The 21,882-nt window shown below is 71.5% G+C and carries 21 protein-coding genes; 5 read left to right on the top strand and 16 right to left on the bottom strand.

What is annotated here, in order from left to right; translation table 11 throughout:
- Positions 1-67: 67 nt before the first annotated feature.
- From IEY17_RS17745 to pgl, 4 genes are read left to right on the top strand one after another with little or no spacing between them, the layout of a single operon-like run.
- Positions 68-1,699 carry a glucose-6-phosphate isomerase gene (locus tag IEY17_RS17745; RefSeq protein WP_188989161.1) on the top strand — a complete coding sequence of 544 codons (1,632 nt, stop codon included), beginning with the start codon at positions 68-70 and terminating at the stop codon, positions 1,697-1,699.
- Positions 1,696-3,234, top strand: a complete 1,539-nt coding sequence (zwf, locus tag IEY17_RS17740) for a glucose-6-phosphate dehydrogenase (protein ID WP_188989158.1) — start codon at positions 1,696-1,698, stop codon at positions 3,232-3,234. The genes IEY17_RS17745 and zwf overlap by 4 nt, the downstream gene beginning before the upstream one ends.
- Complete coding sequence (gene opcA, locus IEY17_RS17735; RefSeq protein ID WP_188989156.1) at positions 3,231-4,193, top strand: glucose-6-phosphate dehydrogenase assembly protein OpcA; 963 nt, start codon at positions 3,231-3,233, stop codon at positions 4,191-4,193. The genes zwf and opcA overlap by 4 nt, the downstream gene beginning before the upstream one ends.
- Positions 4,190-4,954 (top strand): 6-phosphogluconolactonase, encoded by a 765-nt coding sequence (gene pgl, locus IEY17_RS17730; protein WP_188989154.1) that lies wholly within the window; start codon positions 4,190-4,192, stop codon positions 4,952-4,954. Before opcA ends, pgl begins: the two co-directional genes overlap by 4 nt.
- Before the next feature lie 76 nt (positions 4,955-5,030).
- On the opposite strand, the gene rraA is transcribed toward pgl, so the two are convergent.
- From rraA to uvrC, 10 genes are all read right to left on the bottom strand, one after another.
- Positions 5,031-5,504: a ribonuclease E activity regulator RraA gene (gene rraA, locus IEY17_RS17725; RefSeq protein WP_188989152.1), complete on the bottom strand. Its 474-nt coding sequence runs from the start codon at positions 5,502-5,504 to the stop codon at positions 5,031-5,033.
- Positions 5,505-5,760: 256 nt separating this feature from the next.
- Positions 5,761-6,105, bottom strand: a complete 345-nt coding sequence (locus IEY17_RS17720; RefSeq protein ID WP_188989149.1) for an RNA polymerase-binding protein RbpA — start codon at positions 6,103-6,105, stop codon at positions 5,761-5,763.
- Between the two features lie 56 nt (positions 6,106-6,161).
- Positions 6,162-6,395, bottom strand: coding sequence for a preprotein translocase subunit SecG (gene secG, locus IEY17_RS17715; RefSeq protein WP_179720452.1), 234 nt, complete (start codon positions 6,393-6,395; stop codon positions 6,162-6,164).
- Positions 6,396-6,598: 203 nt separating this feature from the next.
- A complete protein-coding gene (gene tpiA, locus IEY17_RS17710) occupies positions 6,599-7,384 on the bottom strand; it encodes a triose-phosphate isomerase (protein ID WP_188989147.1) in 786 nt (261 codons plus the stop codon).
- Positions 7,385-7,386: 2 nt separating this feature from the next.
- Positions 7,387-8,589, bottom strand: a complete 1,203-nt coding sequence (locus IEY17_RS17705) for a phosphoglycerate kinase (protein ID WP_188989145.1) — start codon at positions 8,587-8,589, stop codon at positions 7,387-7,389.
- Positions 8,590-8,842: 253 nt separating this feature from the next.
- The gene (gap, locus tag IEY17_RS17700) at positions 8,843-9,853 is read right to left on the bottom strand and encodes a type I glyceraldehyde-3-phosphate dehydrogenase (RefSeq protein WP_188989143.1); all 1,011 of its coding nucleotides are present in this window, start codon (positions 9,851-9,853) and stop codon (positions 8,843-8,845) included.
- A 319-nt stretch (positions 9,854-10,172) separates the two neighbouring features.
- A complete protein-coding gene (whiA, locus tag IEY17_RS17695; protein WP_188989141.1) occupies positions 10,173-11,159 on the bottom strand; it encodes a DNA-binding protein WhiA in 987 nt (328 codons plus the stop codon).
- Entirely contained in the window at positions 11,150-12,106 is a 957-nt protein-coding gene (locus IEY17_RS17690) for a gluconeogenesis factor YvcK family protein (protein ID WP_188989385.1), read from the bottom strand. The genes whiA and IEY17_RS17690 overlap by 10 nt, the downstream gene beginning before the upstream one ends.
- 8 nt (positions 12,107-12,114) lie before the next feature.
- A complete protein-coding gene (gene rapZ / locus IEY17_RS17685) occupies positions 12,115-12,993 on the bottom strand; it encodes an RNase adapter RapZ (protein ID WP_188989139.1) in 879 nt (292 codons plus the stop codon).
- Positions 12,986-14,995, bottom strand: coding sequence for an excinuclease ABC subunit UvrC (uvrC, locus tag IEY17_RS17680; protein WP_188989137.1), 2,010 nt, complete (start codon positions 14,993-14,995; stop codon positions 12,986-12,988). The genes rapZ and uvrC overlap by 8 nt, the downstream gene beginning before the upstream one ends.
- A gap of 110 nt (positions 14,996-15,105) precedes the next feature.
- On the opposite strand from uvrC, the gene IEY17_RS17675 reads away from it, so the two are divergent.
- Entirely contained in the window at positions 15,106-16,044 is a 939-nt protein-coding gene (locus tag IEY17_RS17675) for an MBL fold metallo-hydrolase (protein ID WP_188989135.1), read from the top strand.
- A gap of 60 nt (positions 16,045-16,104) precedes the next feature.
- Here the strand turns inward: IEY17_RS17675 and IEY17_RS17670 are convergent, their stop codons facing one another.
- The 6 genes from IEY17_RS17670 to IEY17_RS17645 form a co-directional block, all read right to left on the bottom strand.
- Positions 16,105-17,184 carry a glycoside hydrolase family 172 protein gene (locus IEY17_RS17670; protein ID WP_188989133.1) on the bottom strand — a complete coding sequence of 360 codons (1,080 nt, stop codon included), beginning with the start codon at positions 17,182-17,184 and terminating at the stop codon, positions 16,105-16,107.
- Positions 17,185-17,378: 194 nt separating this feature from the next.
- Complete coding sequence (locus IEY17_RS17665) at positions 17,379-18,431, bottom strand: beta/alpha barrel domain-containing protein (protein WP_229680265.1); 1,053 nt, start codon at positions 18,429-18,431, stop codon at positions 17,379-17,381.
- 204 nt (positions 18,432-18,635) lie between these two features.
- Positions 18,636-19,391: a nucleotidyltransferase domain-containing protein gene (locus IEY17_RS17660; RefSeq protein WP_188989381.1), complete on the bottom strand. Its 756-nt coding sequence runs from the start codon at positions 19,389-19,391 to the stop codon at positions 18,636-18,638.
- A 269-nt stretch (positions 19,392-19,660) separates the two neighbouring features.
- The gene (locus tag IEY17_RS17655; RefSeq protein WP_188989132.1) at positions 19,661-20,113 is read right to left on the bottom strand and encodes a PH domain-containing protein; all 453 of its coding nucleotides are present in this window, start codon (positions 20,111-20,113) and stop codon (positions 19,661-19,663) included.
- The gene (gene ribH / locus IEY17_RS17650; protein ID WP_188989130.1) at positions 20,110-20,607 is read right to left on the bottom strand and encodes a 6,7-dimethyl-8-ribityllumazine synthase; all 498 of its coding nucleotides are present in this window, start codon (positions 20,605-20,607) and stop codon (positions 20,110-20,112) included. The genes IEY17_RS17655 and ribH overlap by 4 nt, the downstream gene beginning before the upstream one ends.
- A complete protein-coding gene (locus tag IEY17_RS17645; protein ID WP_229680264.1) occupies positions 20,604-21,872 on the bottom strand; it encodes a bifunctional 3,4-dihydroxy-2-butanone-4-phosphate synthase/GTP cyclohydrolase II in 1,269 nt (422 codons plus the stop codon). The genes ribH and IEY17_RS17645 overlap by 4 nt, the downstream gene beginning before the upstream one ends.
- Positions 21,873-21,882: the final 10 nt, after the last annotated feature.

Genomic DNA, 21,882 nt, shown 5'->3' with positions numbered 1-21,882 from the left:
CCGCACCGGCCAGGATCGGCGACACTGCAACCGAATTTCATACTCCATCGAGCGCTGAAGGAAGTTCATGGCAACCGATACTTCTGTCGACATTTCCGATGCGGCGCTGGCGGCCGAGGCCCGACCGCTGGTCGAGCAGTTGACCGCCGACGCGGTTGCCAGCAAGCTCGCCGCCCAGGACGCCACCCTGTGGGGTCCGGACGCCGAGTCCGAAGCATCCATCCGGCTGTCCTGGACCACGCTGCACGAGAGCTCCCGCCCGCTGCTGGCCGAGATCGACGCGCTGCGCGCCGAACTGCGGGCCGAGGGCCTGGACCGGGTCGTGCTGGCCGGGATGGGTGGTTCGTCGCTGGCGCCGGAGGTGATCACCGCGACGGCCGGCGTGCCGCTGGTCGTGCTGGACACCACCGATCCCGGACAGGTCGCCGACGCGCTGAGCGGTGATCTACGGCGGACCGTGCTGGTCGTGTCCTCGAAGTCGGGCACCACCGTCGAGACCGACAGCCACCGTCGCATCTTCGAGAAAGCCTTTTCCGAAAACGGAATCGATCCTGTGACCCGCATCATCGTGGTCACCGACCCGGGCTCACCGATGGAGACCGCGGCGCGCGAGGCCGGCTACCGCAAGGTCTTCACCGCCGACCCGCACGTCGGCGGCCGCTACTCGGCGCTGACCGCCTTCGGGCTGGTCCCGGCGGGGCTGGCCGGGGCCGACGTGGCCGCGCTGCTGGACGACGCCGCCGCCGCGTTCCCGAAGCTGAGCGCCGACGACGCCGACAACCCGGCGGTGCAGCTGGCCGCGGCGCTGGGGGCGGCGCACGCCCGCGGCGCCGAGAAGGTCGTGTTCGCCGACACCGGCTCCGGCATCACCGGCTTCGGCGACTGGGCGGAGCAGCTGATCGCCGAGTCGACCGGCAAGAACGGCACCGGTCTGCTGCCGGTCGTGGTGGAGAGCACCGACGCCGCCGGGTTCGCCGACACCGGTGCGGACGCCACCACGGTGGCCGTGGGCCCGGCCGTGCGCGGCGCGCAGATCAGCACCACCGGCCCGCTGGGCGGCCTGTTCCTGCTGTGGGAGTTCGCCACCGCGCTGGCCGGTCGCCTACTGGGCATCAACCCGTTCGACCAGCCGGACGTGGAGGCCGCGAAGAAGGCCGCGCGGGCGCTGCTGGACGGCCCGGCGGGTGGCCCGGCCGCGACGCCCGCGGTCGTCGACGGCGCCATCGAGGTGCACCCGTCCGGCGACTGGCTGTCGGCCGGCGTCGGCAACGTCACCGAGGCGTTGCGCGCGTTGCTGGCCACCGCGCCGAAGGGCGGCTACCTGGCGATCCAGGCGTACCTGGACCGGCTCGACGACGCCTCCGCGTCGGTGCTGCGCCAGGAGCTGGCGCGCCGCACCGGGCTGCAGACCACCTTCGGCTGGGGCCCGCGGTTTTTGCACTCCACCGGCCAGTACCACAAGGGCGGCCACCAGAACGGCGTGTTCCTGCAGATCACCGGTGGTGTTGAGCAGGACCTGGAGGTGCCGGGGCGGCCGTACACGCTGGCCGGACTGCAACGGGCCCAGGCGCTGGGCGACGGTCAGGTCCTGGCCGACCGCAACCGGCCGGTGCTGCGCCTGCACCTCACCGACCGCGCGGTCGGGCTTGTGGAACTGGTGAAGGCCGTGCAGGGTCTTGCGCAGGGAGGCGACGAGTGACCCCGCCCAACGAGCAGTGGCACAACCCGCTGCGCGATCCCCGGGACAAGCGGCTGCCCCGGATCGCCGGTCCGTGTGGGCTGACGATCTTCGGGGTCACCGGTGACCTGTCCCGCAAGAAGCTGATGCCCGCGATCTACGACCTGGCCAACCGGGGTCTGCTGCCGCCGGGTTTCGCGCTGACCGGCTTCGCCCGGCGCGACTGGGCCGACCAGGACTTCGGGCAGGTCGTCTACGACGCGGTCCGGGAGCACGCGCGCACGCCGTTCCGCCAGACCGTGTGGGACCGGCTCGCCGAGGGCATCCGGTTCGTCCCCGGGTCGTTCGACGACGACGCCGCGTTCGACCGGCTCGCCGAGACCGTCAAGCAGCTCGACGCCGAACGCGGCACGGGCGGCAACCACGCGTTCTACCTGTCGGTGCCGCCGTCGGCGTTCCCGACGGTGCTCAAGCAGCTGTCCCGGTCGGGCCTGACCGACCAGGACGAGGACAGCTGGCGGCGCGTGGTGATCGAGAAGCCGTTCGGCCACGACCTGCAGAGCGCGCAGGAGCTCAACCGGATCGTCAACGAGGTGTTCCCCGAGGAGTCGGTGTTCCGCATCGACCACTACCTCGGCAAGGAAACGGTGCAGAACATCCTGGCGCTGCGCTTCGCCAACCAGCTGTTCGAGCCGATCTGGAACGCCCACTACGTGGACCACGTGCAGATCACCATGGCCGAGGACATCGGCCTGGGCGGTCGCGCCGGCTACTACGACGGCATCGGCGCGGCCCGCGACGTGATCCAGAACCACCTGCTGCAGCTGATGGCGCTGACCGCGATGGAGGAGCCGGTCTCGTTCTCCCCGCAGGACCTGCGGGCGGAGAAGATCAAGGTGCTGTCGGCGACCAAGCCGGTCGGGCCGTTCGACCAGACCACGGCGCGCGGCCAGTACACCGGCGGCTGGCAGGGCGGTTCGCTGGTGCCGGGCCTGCACGAGGAGGGCGGCTTCGCGTCCGACTCGATCACCGAGACCTACGCGGCGATCACCCTGGAGGTGGAAAGCCGCCGGTGGGCCGGGGTGCCGTTCTACCTGCGCACCGGCAAGCGGCTGGGCCGCCGGGTCACCGAGATCGCGGTGGTGTTCAAGCGCGCCCCACACCTGCCGTTCGACAGCACGATGACCGAGGAGCTGGGGCAGAACGCCCTGGTGATCCGGGTGCAGCCGGACGAGGGCGTGACGATGCGTTTCGGCGCGAAGGTCCCGGGCACCTCGATGGAGGTGCGTGACGTGACCATGGACTTCGGGTACGGGCACGCGTTCACCGAGTCCTCGCCGGAGGCGTACGAGCGGCTGATCCTGGACGTGCTGCTGGGCGAGCCGTCGTTGTTCCCGGTCAACGAAGAAGTCGAACTGTCCTGGAAGATCCTCGACCCGGTGCTGGCGGAGTGGGCCGCGCACGGCAAGCCCGAGCCCTACAAGGCGGGGACCTGGGGTCCACCGTCGGCGGACGCGATGCTGGCCCGCACCGGACGCGCCTGGAGGCGACCGTGATCATCGATCTGCCGTCCACCACCACTTCGCAGGTCAACAAGAAGCTGGTCGAGCTGCGCGAAACCGGCGGTGCCGTGGCGCTGGGCCGGGTGCTGACGCTGGTGATCGTCACCGGCGACGGCACCGAGGTGGAAAAGGCCATCCAGGCCGCCAACGACGCCAGCCGCGAGCACCCGTGCCGGGTGATCGTGGTGGCCAGCGGAGCGCGGCAGGCCGCGCCGCGGCTGGACGCCCAGATCCGCATCGGCGGAGACGCGGGCGCGTCGGAGGTCATCGTGCTGCGGCTGTACGGGCCGCTGGCCGACGAGGGCGCGGGCGCGGTGGTGCCGCTGCTGCTGCCGGACGCGCCGGTGGTGGCCTGGTGGCCCACCGACGCCCCGGACATTCCGGCCCGGGACCCGATCGGCGCGCTGTCGCACCGTCGCATCACCGACTCGGCGGCCGAGGCGGACCCGATCGCGTCGCTGCAGCAGCGCGCCCGGTCCTACGTGGACGGTGACACCGACCTGGCGTGGACCCGGTTGACGTCGTGGCGCGCGGTGCTGGCGGCGGCGCTGGACCTGCCGCCGCACGAGCCGGTCACCGCGGCGACGGTCACCGGGGCCGCGGACTCGCCGTCGACGGACCTGCTGGCCGCGTGGCTGGCGAGCTACCTGGACATCCCGGTGCGCCGGGTGGACCACCCGCGTGGTCCGGGCATCGTCTCGGCGGTGCTGGAGCGGCCGTCGGGGAACGTGGAGATCGTCCGCCCGGACGGCAAGGTCGGCTCGCTGACCCAGCCGGGCCAGCCGGTGCGCCGGGTGTCGTTACAGCGCCGCGAGGTGCGCGACTGCCTGGCCGAGGAGCTGCGCCGCCTGGACGCGGACGAGATCTACGAGACCACCCTGGGTGGCCTGGACAAGATCGTGCGCGGCGAACAGCAGGCCGAGCAGCCGGTGGACGCCGGGGTGTCGTCATGACGTGCCCGGAGGTGGTGGTGCACGCCACCGGTGAGCTGCTGGCGGCCGCGGCGGCGGCCCGGTTGATCACCAGGCTGGTCGACGCGCAGGCCGCGTACGGGGTGGCGTCGGTGGTGCTCACCGGTGGCCGCACCGGCATCGCCGTGCTGGAGCAGGTCCGCGACTCGCCGGCCCGCGACGCGGTGGACTGGGCGAACGTGGAGGTGTTCTGGGGCGACGAGCGGTTCCTGCCGAACGGGCACCCGGACCGCAACGAGACCCAGGCCCGCCGGGCGCTGCTCGACCACGTCGGCATCTCGCCGGAGCGGGTGCACGCGATGGCGCCGTCGGGCGGCAGGTTCGACGACGACGCCGACGCGGCGGCGGCACACTACGCGGAGGTCCTGGCGGCGACGGCGGAGCACAGCACCGACATCGCGGTGCCGCACTTCGACGTCCTGCTCCTCGGCGTGGGTGAGGAGGGCCACACGGCCTCGCTGTTCCCGGACACGCCGTACGTGCAGGAGACCGAGCGCACGGTGGTGGGGGTGCACGACTGCCCGAAGCCCCCGCCGACCCGCGTCTCCCTGACGCTCCCGGCGATCCAGGCCGCGGACGAGGTCTGGCTGATGACGACGGGCGCGGCCAAGGCCAAGCCGGTGGCGGCGGCCCTGGGCGGCGCGAAGCCGGTGGACATCCCGGCGGCGGGGGCCCGCGGCCGCCACCGCACCCTGTGGCTGCTGGACGCCGAGGCGGCGTCCGCCCTTCCCACGGGAAGCTGACCCGCGCGAGGGGCGCTCGCCGCCGAGCTGGGCGGGGAGCGCCCCTCTCACGTACCTGGAGCGCCCGGCCGGGGAACTACAGCTCGGTGACCACCACGACGCCGTCGTGGTCGGCGACCACGTACTCGCCCGGGACGAACCGGACGCCGCCCAGTTCGACGACCTCGTCCACGGTGCCCTCCCCGGTCTTGGTGCTCTTGCGCGGGTTGGTGCCGAGGGCCTTGACGCCGAAGTCCATTCCGGCCAGCACCGCCGAGTCGCGGACCGCGCCGTTGACGATCACGCCGCTCCAGCCGTTGGAGCGGCCGATCTCGGCGATCACGTCGCCGATCAGCGCGGTGTGCAGCGAGCCGCCGCCGTCGATCACCAGCACGCGGCCCTCCCCCGGCTCGGAGAGCACCTTCTTGAGCAGCGCGTTGTCCTGAAAGCACGTAACGGTGCGAATCTGCCCAGCGAACGCGGTGCGCCCACCCAGGTTCCGGAACTGCACGTCGCAGCTGCGCACCTCGGAACCTTCGCGGTCCGCGAGATCAGCGGTGGTCAGAGTCATGAGTCCCTCCGGGTCGCCGATACGTGGACGGTGAGCGTACCGACCAGCAGCACCCACCCGCACACCACCGCGATCAACACCACACGTGGCGCAGGCCGCGTGCCACCACCGCACAACCGCAGGCGCGAGGCACAACGCGCCAGGCGCTCGAGGACCCGCGCCGACGTGGTGAACAGGCTGCCTTGGATGTCGGCGATCCCGTAGCGAGCAGACGTCTGCCGTTCCGCTACGGGACCACCTGCGAAAACATCTCCCGTCAGCGGCCCTTGCGCTCCTTGAGCTTGTTCAGCGCTTCCTCCAGGATGGCCATCCCGTCAGCGTCGCTGCGCCGCTCCTTGACGTACGCGAGGTGACTCTTGTACGGCTCGTTGCGCCGCGCTGCGGGTGGGTTGTCCTTGTCCAGCCCCGCGGGCAGACCGCACCGGGGGCAGTCCCATTCCTCCGGCACCTCGGCATCCAGCGCGAACGACGGCCGGATGTGGTGGCCGTTCGCGCACCAGTAGTCGATCCGCTTGCGCGGCGCGGCTTCCCCCCGCTCCGACTCGCCGATCGTGGGGCCCGAGCCCACGCGCGTGCCGCGAATGGCGTTACCACCAGTCATCCATCCTCACCCACCATTGCGACCCCGGGTTGATCGACCGGCAGGTTGCCGACCGATCAACCGATCTTGATCAACAGGCCGACGCCGACGATGGAGATGACCCACAGTGCCATGACGAACAACGTCATGCGGTCGAGGTTCTTCTCCGCCACGCTGGAGCCGGCCAGGTTGGACTGCACACCGCCGCCGAACAGCGAGGAGAGTCCGCCACCCTTGGCCCGGTGCAGCAGCACCAGCAGCACCAGCAGCACACTCGTCACGATCAACATGATCTGCAGGAAAAGAGTCATCACGTCCTCGTTCGCACAGCGGTTCGCCACCAAGCGTACCGGGGCGCCAACAGTGAGTTGACCACCATCCACCCCCATTGCCGCCCGAACGCTCCCACACCCGGCAGCCGGGAGCACGTCGGGGGTGGGGTGAAGGCCGGTGCGGGGCGCCCGTCAGCCCGTCGCTCGACGAAGGGCGCCCCGCACACTTCACCCGATCGGGATCACGGGAGTGGCCCGCCCGCCGCCATCGCGGAGAGCTTGGCGAACTCGTCGCCGTTGAGGCTCGCGCCGCCGACCAGCGCCCCGTCCACGTCCGGCTGGGCGATCAGGTCGCCGATGTTGCTCGACTTCACCGAGCCGCCGTAGAGCACCCGCACCTCGTCGGCGATCTCCTTGCCGTACTTGTCGGCCAACGCCGCCCGCAGCGCCGCGCAGACCTCCTGCGCGTCCGAGGCGGTGGCCACCTTGCCGGTACCGATGGCCCACACCGGCTCGTAGGCCACCACGACCTGCCGCACCTGCTCGGCCTTGAGGCCCTTGAGCCCGTTGATCAGCTGCGCGGTGCAGTGCTCGACGTGGTTGCCCGCCTCGCGCACGTCCAGCTGCTCGCCGACGCACAGGATCGGCGACATGCCGTGCTTGAGCGTGGCCCGCACCTTCTTGTTGACGAGCTCGTCGGTCTCGCCGTGGTACTCGCGCCGCTCCGAGTGGCCGACCACCACGTAGGTGCAGCCGAGCTTGGCCAGCATCGGCCCGGACACGTCACCGGTGTAGGCGCCCGAGTCGTGCTCGGAGATGTCCTGCGCGCCGTACCTGAGCAGCAGCTTGTCGCCGTCGACGAGCGTCTGCACACTGCGGATGTCGGTGTACGGCGGCAGCACGGCCACCTCCACCTTGCTGAAGTACTTCTCCGGCAACGCGAAGGCGACCTTCTGCACCAGGGCGATGGCCTCGAGGTGGTTGAGGTTCATCTTCCAGTTGCCGGCGATCAGGGGCTGCCTGGCCATGTTCAGCGCTCACCTTCCAGGACGGCCACTCCGGGCAGGTCCTTGCCTTCCAGGTACTCCAGTGACGCGCCGCCGCCGGTCGAGATGTGCGAGAAACCGTCCTCCGGCAGACCCAGGGTGCGCACCGCGGCAGCCGAGTCACCACCGCCGACCACGCTGAACGCGTCGGAGTCCACGATGGCCTGCGCGATACCGCGGGTGCCGTCGGCGAATGCCAGGAACTCGAACACCCCGGCCGGGCCGTTCCAGAACACCGTGCCCGCCCCGGCGAGGACCCCGGCGAACAGCTCGACGCTGCGCGGCCCGATGTCCAGCCCCATCCAGTCGGCCGGGATCGCGTCGGCGGCCACGACCCGCTTGTCGGCGTCGGCGGCGAACCGGTCGGCCACCACCACGTCCACCGGCAGCACCAGCTTGTCGCCGTGCTCGTCCAGCAGCTGCTTCGTGGCGGCGATCTGGTCCTCCTGCAGCAGCGACCTGCCCACGCCGTGGCCCTGCGCGGCCAGGAACGTGTAGGCCATGCCGCCGCCGATGAGCAGCTTGTCGACCTTGGGCAGCAGCGCCTTGATGACGCCCAGCTTGTCGGAGACCTTGGAGCCGCCGAGCACCACCGCGTACGGGCGCTTCGGGTCGCCGGTCAGGGTGCGCAGCACCTCGACCTCGGCCAGCACCAGGCCACCGGCGTAGGCGGGCAGCCGCTTGGCGACGTCGTAGACCGACGCCTGCTTGCGGTGCACCACACCGAAGCCGTCGGAGACGAACGCCGCCTGCGGACCGACCAACGCGGCCAGCTCGTCGGCCAGTGCGCCGCGCTCGGCGTCGTCCTTGCTGGTCTCGCGGCCGTCGAAGCGGACGTTCTCCAGCAGCGCCACCGAGCCGTCGGCGAGTCCGGCGATTACGGACTTCGCGGAGTCGCCGACCAGGTCACCGGCCAGCGGGACGTCGGTGCCGAGCAGCTCGCCGAGGCGGCGGGCCACCGGCGCCAGCGAGAACTTCGGGTCGGGCTCGCCCTTGGGGCGACCGAGGTGCGCGGTGAGCACCACCTGGGCGCCGGCCTCGGTGAGCCTGCGGATGGTCGGCAGGGAGGCGCGCACCCGGCCGTCGTCGGTGATCTTCTCGCCGTCCAGCGGGACGTTGAGGTCGGCACGCACCAGGACGCGCCGACCCCGAACGCCCTCGGACAGCAGGTCGTCGAGGTTCTTCACGCTCTGCTCCTACGCAGTGATGAGAGGGCCCGCACGAGCCGGAGTCTGTCGCACCAGCTCGTGCGGGCCTTCCGGGACTGGTCCTTGCCAGCGGCGAAGCCGCTTGGCCCACCTGCGCAACCGGCACCGCCGCGGGATCTCAGAAGCCCTCTCGCGAGGACAGCCCGGACGCCGCGTCCGGTCGAGTCCGCCGATCCCGAACACTCCTGCGGTCCCGCTACCCGCACCGCTGCGCGAAACGAGCCCGGAACGCTCAGGCGAGCTTCTTGGCGACCAGGCTGACGAGGTCGGCGAGCCGGTTGGAGTAGCCCCACTCGTTGTCGTACCAGCCGACGATCTTGACCTGGTTGCCGATGACCTTGGTCAGCGGCGCGTCGAAGATCGTCGAGTGCGGGTCGGTGACGATGTCGCTGGAGACGATCGGGTCCTCGCTGTACTTGAGGATGCCCTTGAGCCGGCCCTCGGCGGCAGCGGTCCGGAACGCCTCGTTGACGGCGTCAACCGAGACGTCCTTCTCGACGGTGGCGGTCAGGTCGGTCACCGAGCCGGTCGGCACCGGAACACGCATCGCGTAGCCGTCGAGCTTGCCGTTGAGCTCCGGCAGCACCAGGCCGATGGCCTTGGCCGCACCGGTGCTGGTGGGGACCACGTTGACCGCGGCGGCCCGGGCGCGGCGCAGGTCCTTGTGCGGGCCGTCCTGCAGGTTCTGGTCCTGGGTGTAGGCGTGGACCGTGGTCATCAGGCCCTGCTCGATGCCGAAGGTGTCGTTGAGCACCTTGACCATAGGAGCCAGGCAGTTGGTGGTGCAGGAGGCGTTGGAGATGATGGTCTGCGAGCCGTCGTACTTGTCGTCGTTGACGCCGAGCACCACGGTCAGGTCCTCGCCCTTGGCCGGTGCGGAGATGATGACCTTCTTCGCGCCGCCCTCGTCGACGTGCTTGCGGGCGTCCGCGGCGTTGGTGAAGAAACCGGTGGACTCCACGACGACGTCGACGCCCAGGTCACCCCACGGCAGCTTACCCGGGTCGCGCTCGGCGAGGATCTTGATGAGCTTGCCGCCCACCTCGATGCCGTCCCCGGTGACCTTCACCTCCTGGTCGAGGGGGCCGAGGATGCTGTCGTACTTGAGCAGGTGGGCCATGGTCGCGACATCGCCCAGGTCGTTGGCGGCCACGATCTCGATGTCGTGATCACTGGCGGTGGCAGCCCGCCAGAAGTTCCGCCCGATCCGACCGAAGCCGTTGATACCTACGCGAACGGTCACGCCGATCTCTCCTCATGACTGACCCGACCGGCGACGCGGCGGGTGAGGTTGATGGACTCACCCTCACCCTATCTGCCTCCGAGCCCAGCGCACGCGTCCGGGCGCGAGGTGCTCACTCTCTGGAAGCGCACCCGCCGCCAAGCCCGCCCCGAACCCCTCCAGCGCCTCCGGCCACAGCGGCATCTTTGCTGGTCAGCACCACTGGAGACGGGTCGGGGACAGCGCAACGGTCCGTGATCGACATCTCTGCACCGGTTCGGCGCGGTGTCTTTCCCGCGAGGTTCCGCCGAGCGGCCCCCTGCGCGCACAGGAGTCCGCGTCAGGCTTCGGCTTCGAGCATTTCCGCGGTGACCGCGGATTCGGTGTCCGGCACCCCGAGTTCGCGGGCGCGCTTGTCGGCCATCGCCAGCAGGCGGCGGATCCGGCCGGCCACCGCGTCCTTGGTCATCGGCGGGTCGGCGAGCTGGCCGAGCTCCTCCAGCGACGCCTGCCGGTGCGCCAACCGCAGCTTGCCCGCCATCATCAGGTGCTCCGGCGCGGACGCGCCCAGCAGCTCGAGCGCGCGCTCCACGCGGGCCGCAGCGGCGACCGCCGCGCGGGCCGAGCGGCGCAGGTTGGCGTCGTCGAAGTTGGCCAGCCGGTTGGCGGTGGCCCGCACCTCACGGCGCATCCGCCGCTCCTCCCAGGCCAGCACGCTGGAGTGCGCGCCGAGCCGGGTCAGCAGGGCGCCGATGGCGTCGCCGTCGCGCACCACCACGCGGTCCGCGCCGCGCACCTCACGGGACTTGGCCGCCACCCCGATCCGCCGGGCCGCACCGACCAGCGCCAGCGCCGCCTCCGGGCCCGGGCAGGTGACCTCCATCGACGAGGACCGGCCCGGCTCGGTCAGCGAACCGTGCGCCAGGAACGCGCCGCGCCAGGCGGCCTCCGCGTCGCACGCCCCGCCGGAGACGACGTGCGCGGGCAGACCGCGCACCGGGCGGCCGCGCGGGTCCAGCAGCCCGGTCTGCCGGGCGAGCCCCTCGCCGTCCTTGACCACCCGCACCACGTAGCGGGTGCCCTTGCGCAGTCCGCCGGAGGTGATCACGTGGACGTCGGAGTGGTGCCCGAACAGCTCGTGGATCTCCTTGCGGAGCCGGCGCGCCGTGGAGCCGCTGTCCAGTTCTGCCTCGATCACCACCCGGCCCGCAACGATGTGCAGTCCGCCGGCGAAGCGCAGCAACGAGGACACCTCGGCCCGTCGACAGCACGTCTTCGTCACTGGCAACCGGCTCAACTCGTCCTTGACCGCCGCGGTCATCGCCACCGGTCCGTCCTCCTCTCCAGTGCGGCCCGCAGGCTCGCCGCGAGCGCGTGCGGGTCGTGCCGTCCCGGTAAGGCGGGCGCGGCGATCTTGTCCAGCACAGTCTGCGCACCCAGCGCGGCGGCCGCAGCGCGAAGCCGGTCCGGGGTGGGCACCGAGTCCGCGTCGGCCAGCACCGCGTCGACCCGCAGCCGAGGCGCGTGCTGCGAGAGTACGTCGAGGTGCTGCTCGGGGGAGAAGCCCGCTGTCTCGCCTGGTTGCGGCACGAGGTTGAGCACCACGAAGCGCCGCGCGGAGGTGGTGACCATGGCCTCGTGTAGCTCCGGGACCAGCAGGTGTGGCAGCACGCTGGTGAACCACGAGCCCGGTCCGAGCAGCACCAGATCGGCGTCCAGCACGGCCTGCACGGCCTCCGGACAGGCGGTCGGTTCGGCGTTGCCGTTCGCCGACAGGCGCACCTGTTTCACTCGTCCGGGCGTACTGGCGATGGCCACCTGTCCCCTGATCGTGCGTACCGCGTCCGGGTCGGAGTCCAGTCCGACGACGTCGGCGGCCATGTCCAGCGGCTCGGTCGACATCGGCAGCACCCGCCCGCGCACGCCGAGCAGGCGGCACGCCTGGTCCAGCACCGCCACCGGATCGCCCAGCACGTCGAGCAGCCCGGCCAGCACCAGGTTGCCGACCGCGTGCCCGGCAAGCGCGCCGGTGCCGCCGAAGCGGTGTTCGAACACCGTCGCCCACAGGCTGCCGTCGGCGTCGGTGCCGGCCAGCGCGGCGAGAGCCTTGCGCAAATCGCCCGGGGGCAGCATGCCCAGCTCGCGGCGCAGGCGACCGGACGACCCGCCGTCGTCGGCGACGGTCACCACGGCGGTCACGTCCGCGGTGATCCGGCGCAGCGCCGACAGGGTCGCCTGCAGCCCGTGCCCGCCGCCGAGCGCGACCGCGCGCAGCTCGCCGCTCACTCGCGCCCCAGGTCCCGGTGGACCGTCTTGACCATCATCCCGTCGTCCTCGGCCAGTCGGCGGGCCAGTTCCTCGGCCAGCGCGACGCTGCGGTGCTTGCCGCCGGTGCAGCCCAGGGCCAGCGTCAGGTACCGCTTGCCCTCCCGGTGGTAGCCCGCCCCGACCAGCCGCAGCAGCTGCTGGTAGCTCTGCAGGAACTCCTCGGCGCCCTCCTGACCGAGCACGTAGTTGCGGACCTCGTCATCGAGTCCGTTGAACTCGCGTAGCTCCGGGATCCAGAACGGGTTGGGCAAAAACCGGCAGTCCATCACCAGATCGGCGTCCATCGGGAGCCCGTACTTGTAGCCGAACGACAGCACGGTGACGCGGGTGCGGGTGCTGGCCTCGGTGCCGAAGGCGTCCTCGATCTTGGCCCGCAGCTGGTGCACCGACAAACCCGTGGTGTCCAGGATCAGGTCGGCCTCGGAGCGCAGCCTGGACAGCAGCGAGCGCTCCGCGGCGATTCCGTCGGCCAACCGGCCCTCGCCCTGCAGTGGGTGGCCGCGCCGCACCTGCTCGAAGCGGCGGATCAGCACCTCGTCGGTGGCCTCCAGGAACAACACCTTCGGCTTGTAGCCGCGGGCGTCGAGGTCCTTGATGACCGCGCCCAGGTCCTCGGTGAACGCCCGGCTGCGCACGTCCATCACCACCGCGACGCGGGTCACCGCTCCGCTGGACCTGGCCCCCAGCTCCACCATCGTGGCGATCAGCTCCGGCGGCAGGTTGTCCACCACGAACCAGCCCAGGTCCTCCAGGCACTTGGCCGCGGTGCTGCGCCCCGCCCCGGACAGGCCGCTGACGACGGCGACCTCGATGCCCGAGTGCTCCTCAGTCACTGCTCTCCCCTTCAGTGTTGTCGGCGCCGGGCCCGGCCCGGCGGTCCGGCTCCGGGCCGCGCCCGGTTCCCCCTTCCGCCGCAAGCGCCTGGTGCACGGTCTCGGCGGTGCGGCGGCCGATCCCGGGTACCGCGGCGATCTCGTCCACCCCGGCCTGGCGCAGTCGGCGCACCGAGCCGAAGTGCTTGAGCAACGCCGCCCGGCGGGTTGCGCCCAGTCCCGGAATCGCGTCCAATGTGGAGCTTGTCATGCGCTTGGCGCGCTTCTTACGGTGGTAGCTGATCGCGAAGCGGTGCGCCTCGTCGCGGACCCGTTGCAGCAGGTAGAGCGCCTCGCTGGTGCGGGGCAGGATCACCGGGTCGGGGTCAGCGGGCAGCCACACCTCCTCCAGCCGCTTGGCCAGTCCGATCACCGCGACGTCGGTGACGCCGAGTTCGGTGAGCGCGTCGGCCGCCGCATTGGCCTGCGGGGCGCCGCCGTCGATGACCAGCAGGTTCGGCGGGTAGGCGAACTTGCGGGGGCGGCCGGTGTCGGGGTCGATGGCCGAGCCGACCCGGTCGGCCGCCTCGGACCCGCCGGTCTCGGCGAGGTAGCGGGCGAACCGGCGGCGCACCACCTCGTCGATGGACCCGACGTCGCCGCCCGCGGCGCCCTTGCGGACCTCGAAGCGGCGGTACTCGGACTTGCGCGGCACGCCGTCCTCGAAGACCACCAGCGACGCCACCACGTCGCTGCCCTGCACGTGGCTGACGTCGATGCACTCGATCCGCAGCGGTGCGCTGTCCAGCGCCAGCGCCTCCTGCAGCTCCTGCAGCGCGGCCGAGCGGGCGGTCAGGTCGCCGGCGCGGCGCAGCTTGTACTGCTGGAATGCCTCCTTGGCGTTGCGCTCGACGGTTTCCATCAGCGCGCGCTTGTCGCCGCGCTGCGGCACCCGCAGGCGCACCCGGCTGCCGCGCAGTTCGCTGAGCCAGCCGGCGATCGTCTCGGCATCGTCGGGCAGCTGCGGCACCAGCACCTCGCGGGGCACCGGGCTGCCGCCGGCGTCGGCCTGGTCAGCCAGCGCGGCCTGCTCGCCGTAGAACTGGGTGAGGAACTGCGCGGTGAGTTCCGCGGTGCCGGTCTCCTCGACCTTGTCGATAACCCAGCCGCGCTGGCCGCGTACCCGGCCGCCGCGGATGTGGAAGACCTGCACGGCAGCGGCCAGCTCGTCCTCGGCGAAGGCCACCACGTCGGCGTCGGTGCCGTCGCCGAGCACCACCGCCTGCTTCTCCATGGCCCGGCGCAGCGCCTCCAGGTCGTCGCGCAGCCGGGCGGCGCGCTCGAACTCCAGCTCGGCCGCGGCGGCCTGCATCTCCTTGTCGAGCTTGCGCATCAGCTGGTCGGTGTGCCCAGCCAGGAAGTCGCAGAAGTCCTCGACGATGGTGCGGTGCTCCGCGGCGCTGACCCGTCCGACACACGGCGCCGAGCACTTGCCGATGTAGCCGAGCAGGCAGGGGCGGCCGATCTGGGAGTGCCGCCTGAACACCCCGGCGGAGCAGGTGCGCGCCGGGAACACCCGCAGCAGCAGGTCGAGCGTCTCGCGGATCGCCCAGGCGTGCGCGTACGGCCCGAAGTAGCGCACGCCGCGGCGGCGCGGGCCGCGGTAGACGTGCAGCCGCGGGTACTCCTCGTGCAGCGTGACGGCCAGCACCGGGTACGACTTGTCGTCGCGGTAGCGCACGTTGAACTTCGGGTCGTACTCCTTGATCCAGGAGTACTCCAGCTGCAGCGCCTCGACCTCGGTGCCGACGACGGTCCACTCCACGCCGGTGGCGGTGGTGACCATCTGCCGGGTGCGCGGGTGCAGCCCGGCGAGGTCGGCGAAGTAGGACGACAGCCTGCTGCGCAGGCTCTTCGCCTTGCCGACGTAGATCACGCGGCCACCGGCGTCGTGGAACCGGTACACGCCCGGGGCGTCCGGGATCGTGCCGGGTGCGGGTCGGTAGGTGGACGGATCGGCCACGCTTCCACCCTACGTGCGGGGTCCGACCGCATCGATCTCACCCGGACCCGCGCCAGCGGGCACACTGGCCTTCGAAGAAGATCGATTCTGCTGTCCCGGGAGGTTCCGTCATGACCGCCGAGCACACGAGCCCTGAACACGCGACCCTCTCCGAGGTGGGCCCGCGGGTGCACGCCTGGGTACAACCGGACGGCTCCTGGTGGATCAACAACGCCGGGGCGGTGTTCGGCGACGACGGCGTGCTGCTGGTCGACACGTGCGCCACCGCGCAGCGCACCGAGCGTTTCCTCGCGGCGGTGCGACAGGCCGGGGGCGGGGCGCCGATCCGGTTCGCGGTGAACACGCACCTGCATGGCGACCACACGTACGGCAACGCCCTGCTGCCGGAGTCGACCGTCCTGGTCGGGCATGCCGCGACGCGCGAGGGCATCCTGGCGGACACGCTGCTGACCGACCTGCCGCCGGTGTGGCAGCCGTCGCCGCAGTGGGGCATCACCGAGCACCGGGCGCCGGACGTGGTGCTGCACGACTCACTGACCCTGCACTGCGGGGGCGTGACCGTCGAGCTGCGGCACCCGGGCTACGCCGCGCACACGACGGGCGACGTGGTGGCATGGGTGCCGGAGTCGGCGGTGCTGTTCACCGGCGACCTGATCTTCCACGGCGTGACGCCCCTGCTGGTCATGGGTTCGGTGGAGGGTGCGCTGCGGTCGCTGGACTGGTTGGCGGGTTTCGCGGCGGAAACGGTGGTGCCGGGGCACGGACCGGTCCTGCCCGGTGCGGCGCTGCCGCGGGTGCTGGAGGACCACGCCCGCTACTACCGGTTCGTGCTGGACACGGCCCGTCGGGGGCGCCTCGACGGGCTGTCGCCGCTGGAGGCCGCGCGGCGCTGCGACCTGGGCGAGTTCGCGGCCTGGCCGGACCAGGAACGGATCGTGCTGAACCTGCACCGCGCGTACGCGGACGCCGACGAGGTGGAGCTGGATCTCCCGGCGGCGCTCGCGGACGCGATCGCCTACCACGGCGGCCCCCTCCGCACCGCGGTCTGACCGCGCTGTTTCGAGGTGCGGGGCACCCGTCTGCTCGGCGGAGGGTGCCCGCAGTACTCGTCAGAGGGGGCGCGGGAGGCGCTGGTCGACCGGGGCCAGGTCGAACGGCAGTGCCGGGAGGGTCTGGTACCAGTACGCCACCGACGACACGTCGTCGGAGCGTTTGTTCGCATGCCCGTGCTCGATGGTCACCCGGATCGAGCGCTCGAAGACCACCGGGTCCTCGATGTGGAAGCGGTAGTAGGACACCTGGCCGCTCCAGTTCGGCCCGCCTGGCATGGTCAGCCCGTGGTACGGCGCCTGGTACGCCTGGGTCGGGCACCACGCGGTGTTGAAGTAGTCCTCGGTGCCGGTGCCGTGCAGCCGCGGCGGCCACGGCTCGCCGTCGATGAAGAACATGTCGTCGCCCTCGCCGTACCAGTTCCAGTCGCTGGTGTGGCGCATGTTGTGCACGTTGAGCACGGTGCCGACGTAGTGCCCGCGGCCCTCGGCTTCCAGCAGCACGTAGTTGCCGGCGCCGTCGGTGTTGGTGCCGCCGAAGAGAAACTCCTCGTTGGTCTGGTCGCCCTGCTCGACGCCGTCGGTGGGGTTCTGCCGCCGCCACTGGGCGTGGAAGTAGGCCAGCTCCGGGTCGGGCTCGGCGTAGGTCTCGTAGTCGATGTAGTAGTAGAACGTCACGGGTTTGACGCTCATCTCACTGATCAGCTCGACCCGGGCGCGGCCGGCGAACGGCATGGCGAACCAGCAGTTGAAGCCCTTACCGTCCTGCGGGCTCATCTGCAGCGGCGCGGACACGAAGTTGGCGCTGCGGCCGTGCCCCATCCCGAAGAAGTCCCCCAGCGGCACCAGCACGGCCGGGTGCGGCGAGTCGTCCCAGGTGATGCGCAGCACCAGCCGTCGCAGGTAGTCGCCCTCCAGCTCGGCGGGCCGCCCGACGTGGTCCAGGGCGACGGTGCACCAGATGTGGGTGATGACGCCCGGCCCGGCGATGTCCGCGAGTTCCCGGGTCTGACCCGGTTCGATGCGCACGTTGTCGGTGTTGCCACCGGTGCGGTCCCAACTGGACACCCGACCACGCCGCGTCCGCCGCAACCGCGGCAGATCCCGCAGACTGCTGCCGAAGGCTCCGTAACCGGACAAAGTCGCCTCCCCAGTGGTAGCGATGTGCTCCTGATCACTGTCTACCACGCCGCCGGGGATGCGCGGCCCGCTTACCGGGCGAATTCCGCCGCCGCACAAGGAGATCCGCACTCCCCGAGCTGCCGGGAGCGAAGGCGCCGTCCGGGCTTGCAGGAGTCAGCGGACCAGGTCGGTGACCACCAGGTCGGGCTCGGTCAGCGCGCCGGGGGCTCGTAGCTCTCGATGCGACGTAGGAGCCGGCGGATGCGCGCGCCGTGGAACGGCGAGAGGGCGTAGCCCGGGTAGCTGGTGAACCACGCGGCGCTGCCGAGGCTGACCGCGTCCGCGCCGGCCCAGAAGTACTCGCGGCAGTCGTCGAAGGTGCGGATGCCGCCGGTGGCGATGATCGGCAACGTCACCCCGGCGTCCCGCAGCTCCTTGACCACCCGCAGGCCGATCGGCTTGATCGCGCGGCCGGACAGCCCGCCGAAGCCGTTCTTGAGCAGCGGCTGCCCGGTGTTCGGGTCCAGCCGCAGGCCCTTGACGGTGTTGATGGCGGTGAGCGCGGAAACCCCGTGGCGGGCCGCCAGCCGGGCGTGCCCGAGGTAGTCGTAGTCCGGCGACAGCTTGAGGATCACCGGGTGGTTGCTGCGCGGCACCGCCTCGGCCAGCACCGACTCGATGATCTGGTTGAAGTCGAAGTTGACGTTGTGGCAGGAGACGTTGAACTCGACGGCGGCGATCTCCCCGGCGGGCACCGCGGCGTTGACCTTGTCGACCAGCGTGACGAACTCCTCGGCGGAGAAGCCGCCGACGGAGATGATGGTGTTCTGCTCGCGGGTGCGCGGGTAGTAGTCGCGCAGGTAGGCGTCAATGCCGACGTTGCACCAGCCGAAGGCGTTCAGCCAGCCGCCGTCCACCTGCCGCAGCGCCTGCCCGTAGCGCCTGAGCAGCGCGGGCAGCTCGTGCAGCGGCCACACGTCGCGGGTGGTGAAGTGGCCTTCGCGCGGCTCGACGGTGACCGTGCGGGTGGTGACCGCGCCGAAGCGGGACAACGGCACGAACTGCGAGATCGGGCTCATGCCGTAGGGCACCAGCTTGGCGTTGGCGACGCCGTAGCCGAGCAGGCTGGACGAGGTCACCAGGCGGTTGCGCAGCCTGATGTCGCCGAGCCGCACGCCGAGCTCGGTCGGGACGTCCCGCACCAACCGAAGGTTGCGCTGCTGGGCCACGCTCACGATCTCCTCCAACCCGACGCCTCCAGGCACCATCGCCATTGTCCCCCACCCGCCGCATCCCGGACGCCGCACACCCCGGTGCTGTCCGGGTCGGCCTGCACCGCGAGCTCGACGAGGTGGCCGACCAGGCGGAACTCCGCCCGCCCCCGCGCGTTGCGCGAGAACCGCACCGCCCGCTGTCGGCCAGTTGCCGTTCCGGCACGGGTGCGTGGTGCGCCGGGTTCCGGCCGCCGGCTAGCGGGCTTCGGAAATCGCCGCGTCGCACAGGGCGTGCGCCTCGTCCACCGCCGCCACCAGCGACGCCGCCGTCAGTTCCGCGATGATGCGGTCCACATCCCGCAGGCCCGCCCGGGTGAGCAGGCGCTTCTCGTTCGTCACCCACTCACCGCGGGCCGCGAGGACCGCGTGCGCCGCCTGGCAGGCGGCGGTCGCGATCGCACCCGCCGTCTCGGTGAGCCGGCCGTGCGGCGCGTGGTTGATCCGCGCGTACGTCAGCTCCGCGGATGCGCGCTCCCACCACACCGGCGGAGCCGCCTTGCGCAGGGCCTCCGGGTACTCCGGGCGCGGCAGGTCACCGTGCAGCACCTGGTTGATCGCCAGCTCGGCGACCACCAGGTAGCTGGGGATGCCGGCGAGATGGAACATCAGCGGCTGCCACTCGAACCGACCCGCGCGGGCCTCGGCGATCTGGTGCTCCACCTCGTCGAGGTCGCGGTAGTGAACGTCCACGTGGCGGCCGTCGATCTGCAGCCACGCACCACCGTTGAACACCCCGCCACCCCAGCCACCGAGCTCGGAGACCTCCCCGGCCCAGCCCACGTCGCGCAGGTCCTGCGGGTCGAACCGGCCCCGGTAGTAGAGGGCGAAGTCCCAGTCGCTGTCCGGGCGGTGCACGCCCTGGGCGCGCGAGCCGCCGAGGCTGACCGCCCGCACCCCCGGCAGGGCCGCCAACCGGTCCGCGACGTGCGCCTGGAACTGAGCGTCTTCCAGCACGATGATCTCCTCAGGCACCGTTGCAGCACGGCGCGATCTACGCGTGGCTGACGTTGCGCGGCATCAAACACCTCATTGGGTGTCCAGGTTCCGGCAAACCTGGAAAATCCCCCACCGAGTGGGGCGCCCAAGTTCAGGCGAACTTGGGCGGGTCCCGCTGAGCCGCCGACGCGGGGCTACGAGCATCGCCCCGATACCGCGGCTGACCGGCCGCAGCGTAGCGCCGGGACGCGCTGGAGTTCCACTCGCGGTTCTGCTGACCGCGGTCATTCCGCCGATTGGGTCTGCTGGACGTGGCGGCGCAGTTCGCGCAGGCGGCGCATCGCGACCACCGCCTGCTCGCCGTCCGCCGCCTGGATCGCCATGATCGGCACGTACTCGTCCTCCGGCAGTTCCAGGCGGGCCCACGGGGCGCCGTCCGGGAACGAGAACGCCTGCACCAGCGGCCACGAGAACCGCTGCGTGCCGATGATGTTGCGGACCTCGACCCCGTCGGCGTCCGCGCGCAGCCGCGGTCGGGTCAGCAGCATCACGCCGCACGCCAGCAGCACGCCGAGCAGCGCCATCGCCACCTGGTCGGACACCCGGAACACCACCCCGGTCGGCGTGTCCCGCAGCAGCGTGCCGACCAGGCCGAACACCACCACCAGCGCGACCGCGACCGGGATCGCCACCCGGCGCACCTTCCGCGGCCGCACCACCACCGGTTCGGTGCTCACAGGAACCCCCGCTCACCGTTCCAGCCCCGCAGCTCGCGCAGCACCAGCGCGGTCTCCAGCGCGGCGGCGGTCGCTTCGAAGCCCTTGTCCTCCACGGAGTCCGCGAACCCGGCCCTGGCCTCGGCCTGCTCGACGGTGTCGCAGGTCAGCACGCCGTTGCCGACCGCTGTGGACTCGTCCAGCGCCACCCGGGTCAGCCCCTGGGTCACCGAGTCGCAGACGTAGTCAAAGTGCGGGGTGCCGCCGCGGATCACCACGCCCAGCGCCACCACCGCGTCGTGCTGGTGCGCCAACTGCTGGCACACCACCGGCAGCTCGACCGAACCCGGCACGCGCACCACGGTCGGCTCGGCGATGCCCGCCTCCTTGGCCGCCGCCAGCGCGCGGGAGAGCATCTGCTCCACCAGCCGCTCGTGCCAGCGGATCGCGGCGATGCCCAACCGCAGGTCCCCCGCCTTGGGCACGCTGATCCGCGGCCGCCCCTCGCCACTCATGCCGTCACTCCCGCCTCACCGTTGATCGAGGAGTCCTCACCGTCGTCGAGATTGTCCAGCACGTGGCCCATCCGGTCGCGCTTGGTGCGCAGGTAGCGGATGTTCTCCGGGTTCGGCCGGATCGGCAGTGGCACCCGGTCAACGATGCGCAGCCCGTAGCCCTCCAGCCCGACCCGCTTGGACGGGTTGTTGGTGAGCAGCCGCATCGACTTCACGCCGAGGTCGCACAGGATCTGCGCCCCCTGGCCGTAGTCGCGGCTGTCCACCGGCATGCCCAGCGCGACGTTGGCGTCCACAGTGTCCGCGCCGTCGTCCTGCAGCTGGTACGCCTGCAGCTTGTGCATCAGCCCGATGCCGCGGCCCTCGTGTCCGCGCATGTAGAGCACCACGCCGCGACCGGCCTCGGCGATCTTGGCCATCGCCGCGTCCAGCTGCGGCCCGCAGTCGCAGCGCAGCGAACCGAGCACGTCGCCGGTGAGGCATTCGGAGTGCACCCGGACCAGGATGTCCTCGCCGTCGCCGATCTCGCCGTAGACCAGGGCCAGATGCTCGATGCCGTCGAGGGTGCTGTCGTAGCCGATGGTGCGGAAGGTGCCGTGCGCGGTGGGGATGCGGGCCTCGGCGACCCGCACCACCTGCTTCTCGAAGCGGCGCCGGTAGGCGATCAGGTCGGCGATGGTGATCAGTGCCAGGTCGTGCTCCTCGGCGAAGACCTCCAGCTCGTCGCGGCGGGCCATGTCGCCCTCGCACTTCTGGCTGACGATCTCGCAGAGCGCGCCCGCGGGCCGCAGCCCCGCGAGCCGGGCCAGGTCGACCGCGGCCTCGGTGTGGCCGGGGCGGCGCAGCACCCCGCCGTCGCGGGCGCGCAGCGGCACCACGTGGCCGGGCCGGGTGAGGTCCTTGGCGGTCGAGTCGGCGTCGGCGAGCACGCGCAGCGTCCTGGCGCGGTCGGCGGCCGAGATGCCGGTGGTCACGCCGTCGGCCGCGTCCACCGTGACCGTGTAGGCGGTGCCCTTGCGGTCCTGGTTCCAGTAGTACATGGGAGGCAGGTCGAGCCGGTCGCAGTCCTCGCCGGGGAGCGCCACGCAGATGTAGCCCGAGGTGTAGCGGACCATGAACGCCACCAGCTCCGGCGTCGCCCGCTCCGCGGCGAAGATCAGGTCGCCTTCGTTCTCGCGGTCCTCGTCGTCCACCACCACCACCGGGCGGCCGGCCGCGATGTCGGCCAGTGCGCGCTCGATGCTGTCGAACCTGTTCGTGCTCACCGTGTCCGTA

The organism is Saccharopolyspora thermophila, from assembly GCF_014646075.1.
GTDB lineage: Bacteria > Actinomycetota > Actinomycetes > Mycobacteriales > Pseudonocardiaceae > Saccharopolyspora > Saccharopolyspora thermophila.
Note: the sequence above shows the minus strand (reverse complement) of the source record. Positions and strands in the feature narration are given on the sequence as shown.

Excerpts from the sequence above, each read along its gene's own strand:
- IEY17_RS17675 (WP_188989135.1), top strand. The coding sequence starts at position 15,106 with ATGACCGCCGAGCACACGAGCCCTGAACACGCGACCCTCTCCGAGGTG.
- tpiA (WP_188989147.1), bottom strand. The coding sequence starts at position 7,384 with ATGGCCAGGCAGCCCCTGATCGCCGGCAACTGGAAGATGAACCTCAAC.
- IEY17_RS17745 (WP_188989161.1), top strand. The coding sequence starts at position 68 with ATGGCAACCGATACTTCTGTCGACATTTCCGATGCGGCGCTGGCGGCC.
- IEY17_RS17720 (WP_188989149.1), bottom strand. The coding sequence starts at position 6,105 with ATGACTGGTGGTAACGCCATTCGCGGCACGCGCGTGGGCTCGGGCCCC.
- secG (WP_179720452.1), bottom strand. The coding sequence starts at position 6,395 with ATGACTCTTTTCCTGCAGATCATGTTGATCGTGACGAGTGTGCTGCTG.
- rraA (WP_188989152.1), bottom strand. The coding sequence starts at position 5,504 with ATGACTCTGACCACCGCTGATCTCGCGGACCGCGAAGGTTCCGAGGTG.
- ribH (WP_188989130.1), bottom strand. The coding sequence starts at position 20,607 with ATGAGTGGCGAGGGGCGGCCGCGGATCAGCGTGCCCAAGGCGGGGGAC.
- pgl (WP_188989154.1), top strand. The coding sequence starts at position 4,190 with ATGACGTGCCCGGAGGTGGTGGTGCACGCCACCGGTGAGCTGCTGGCG.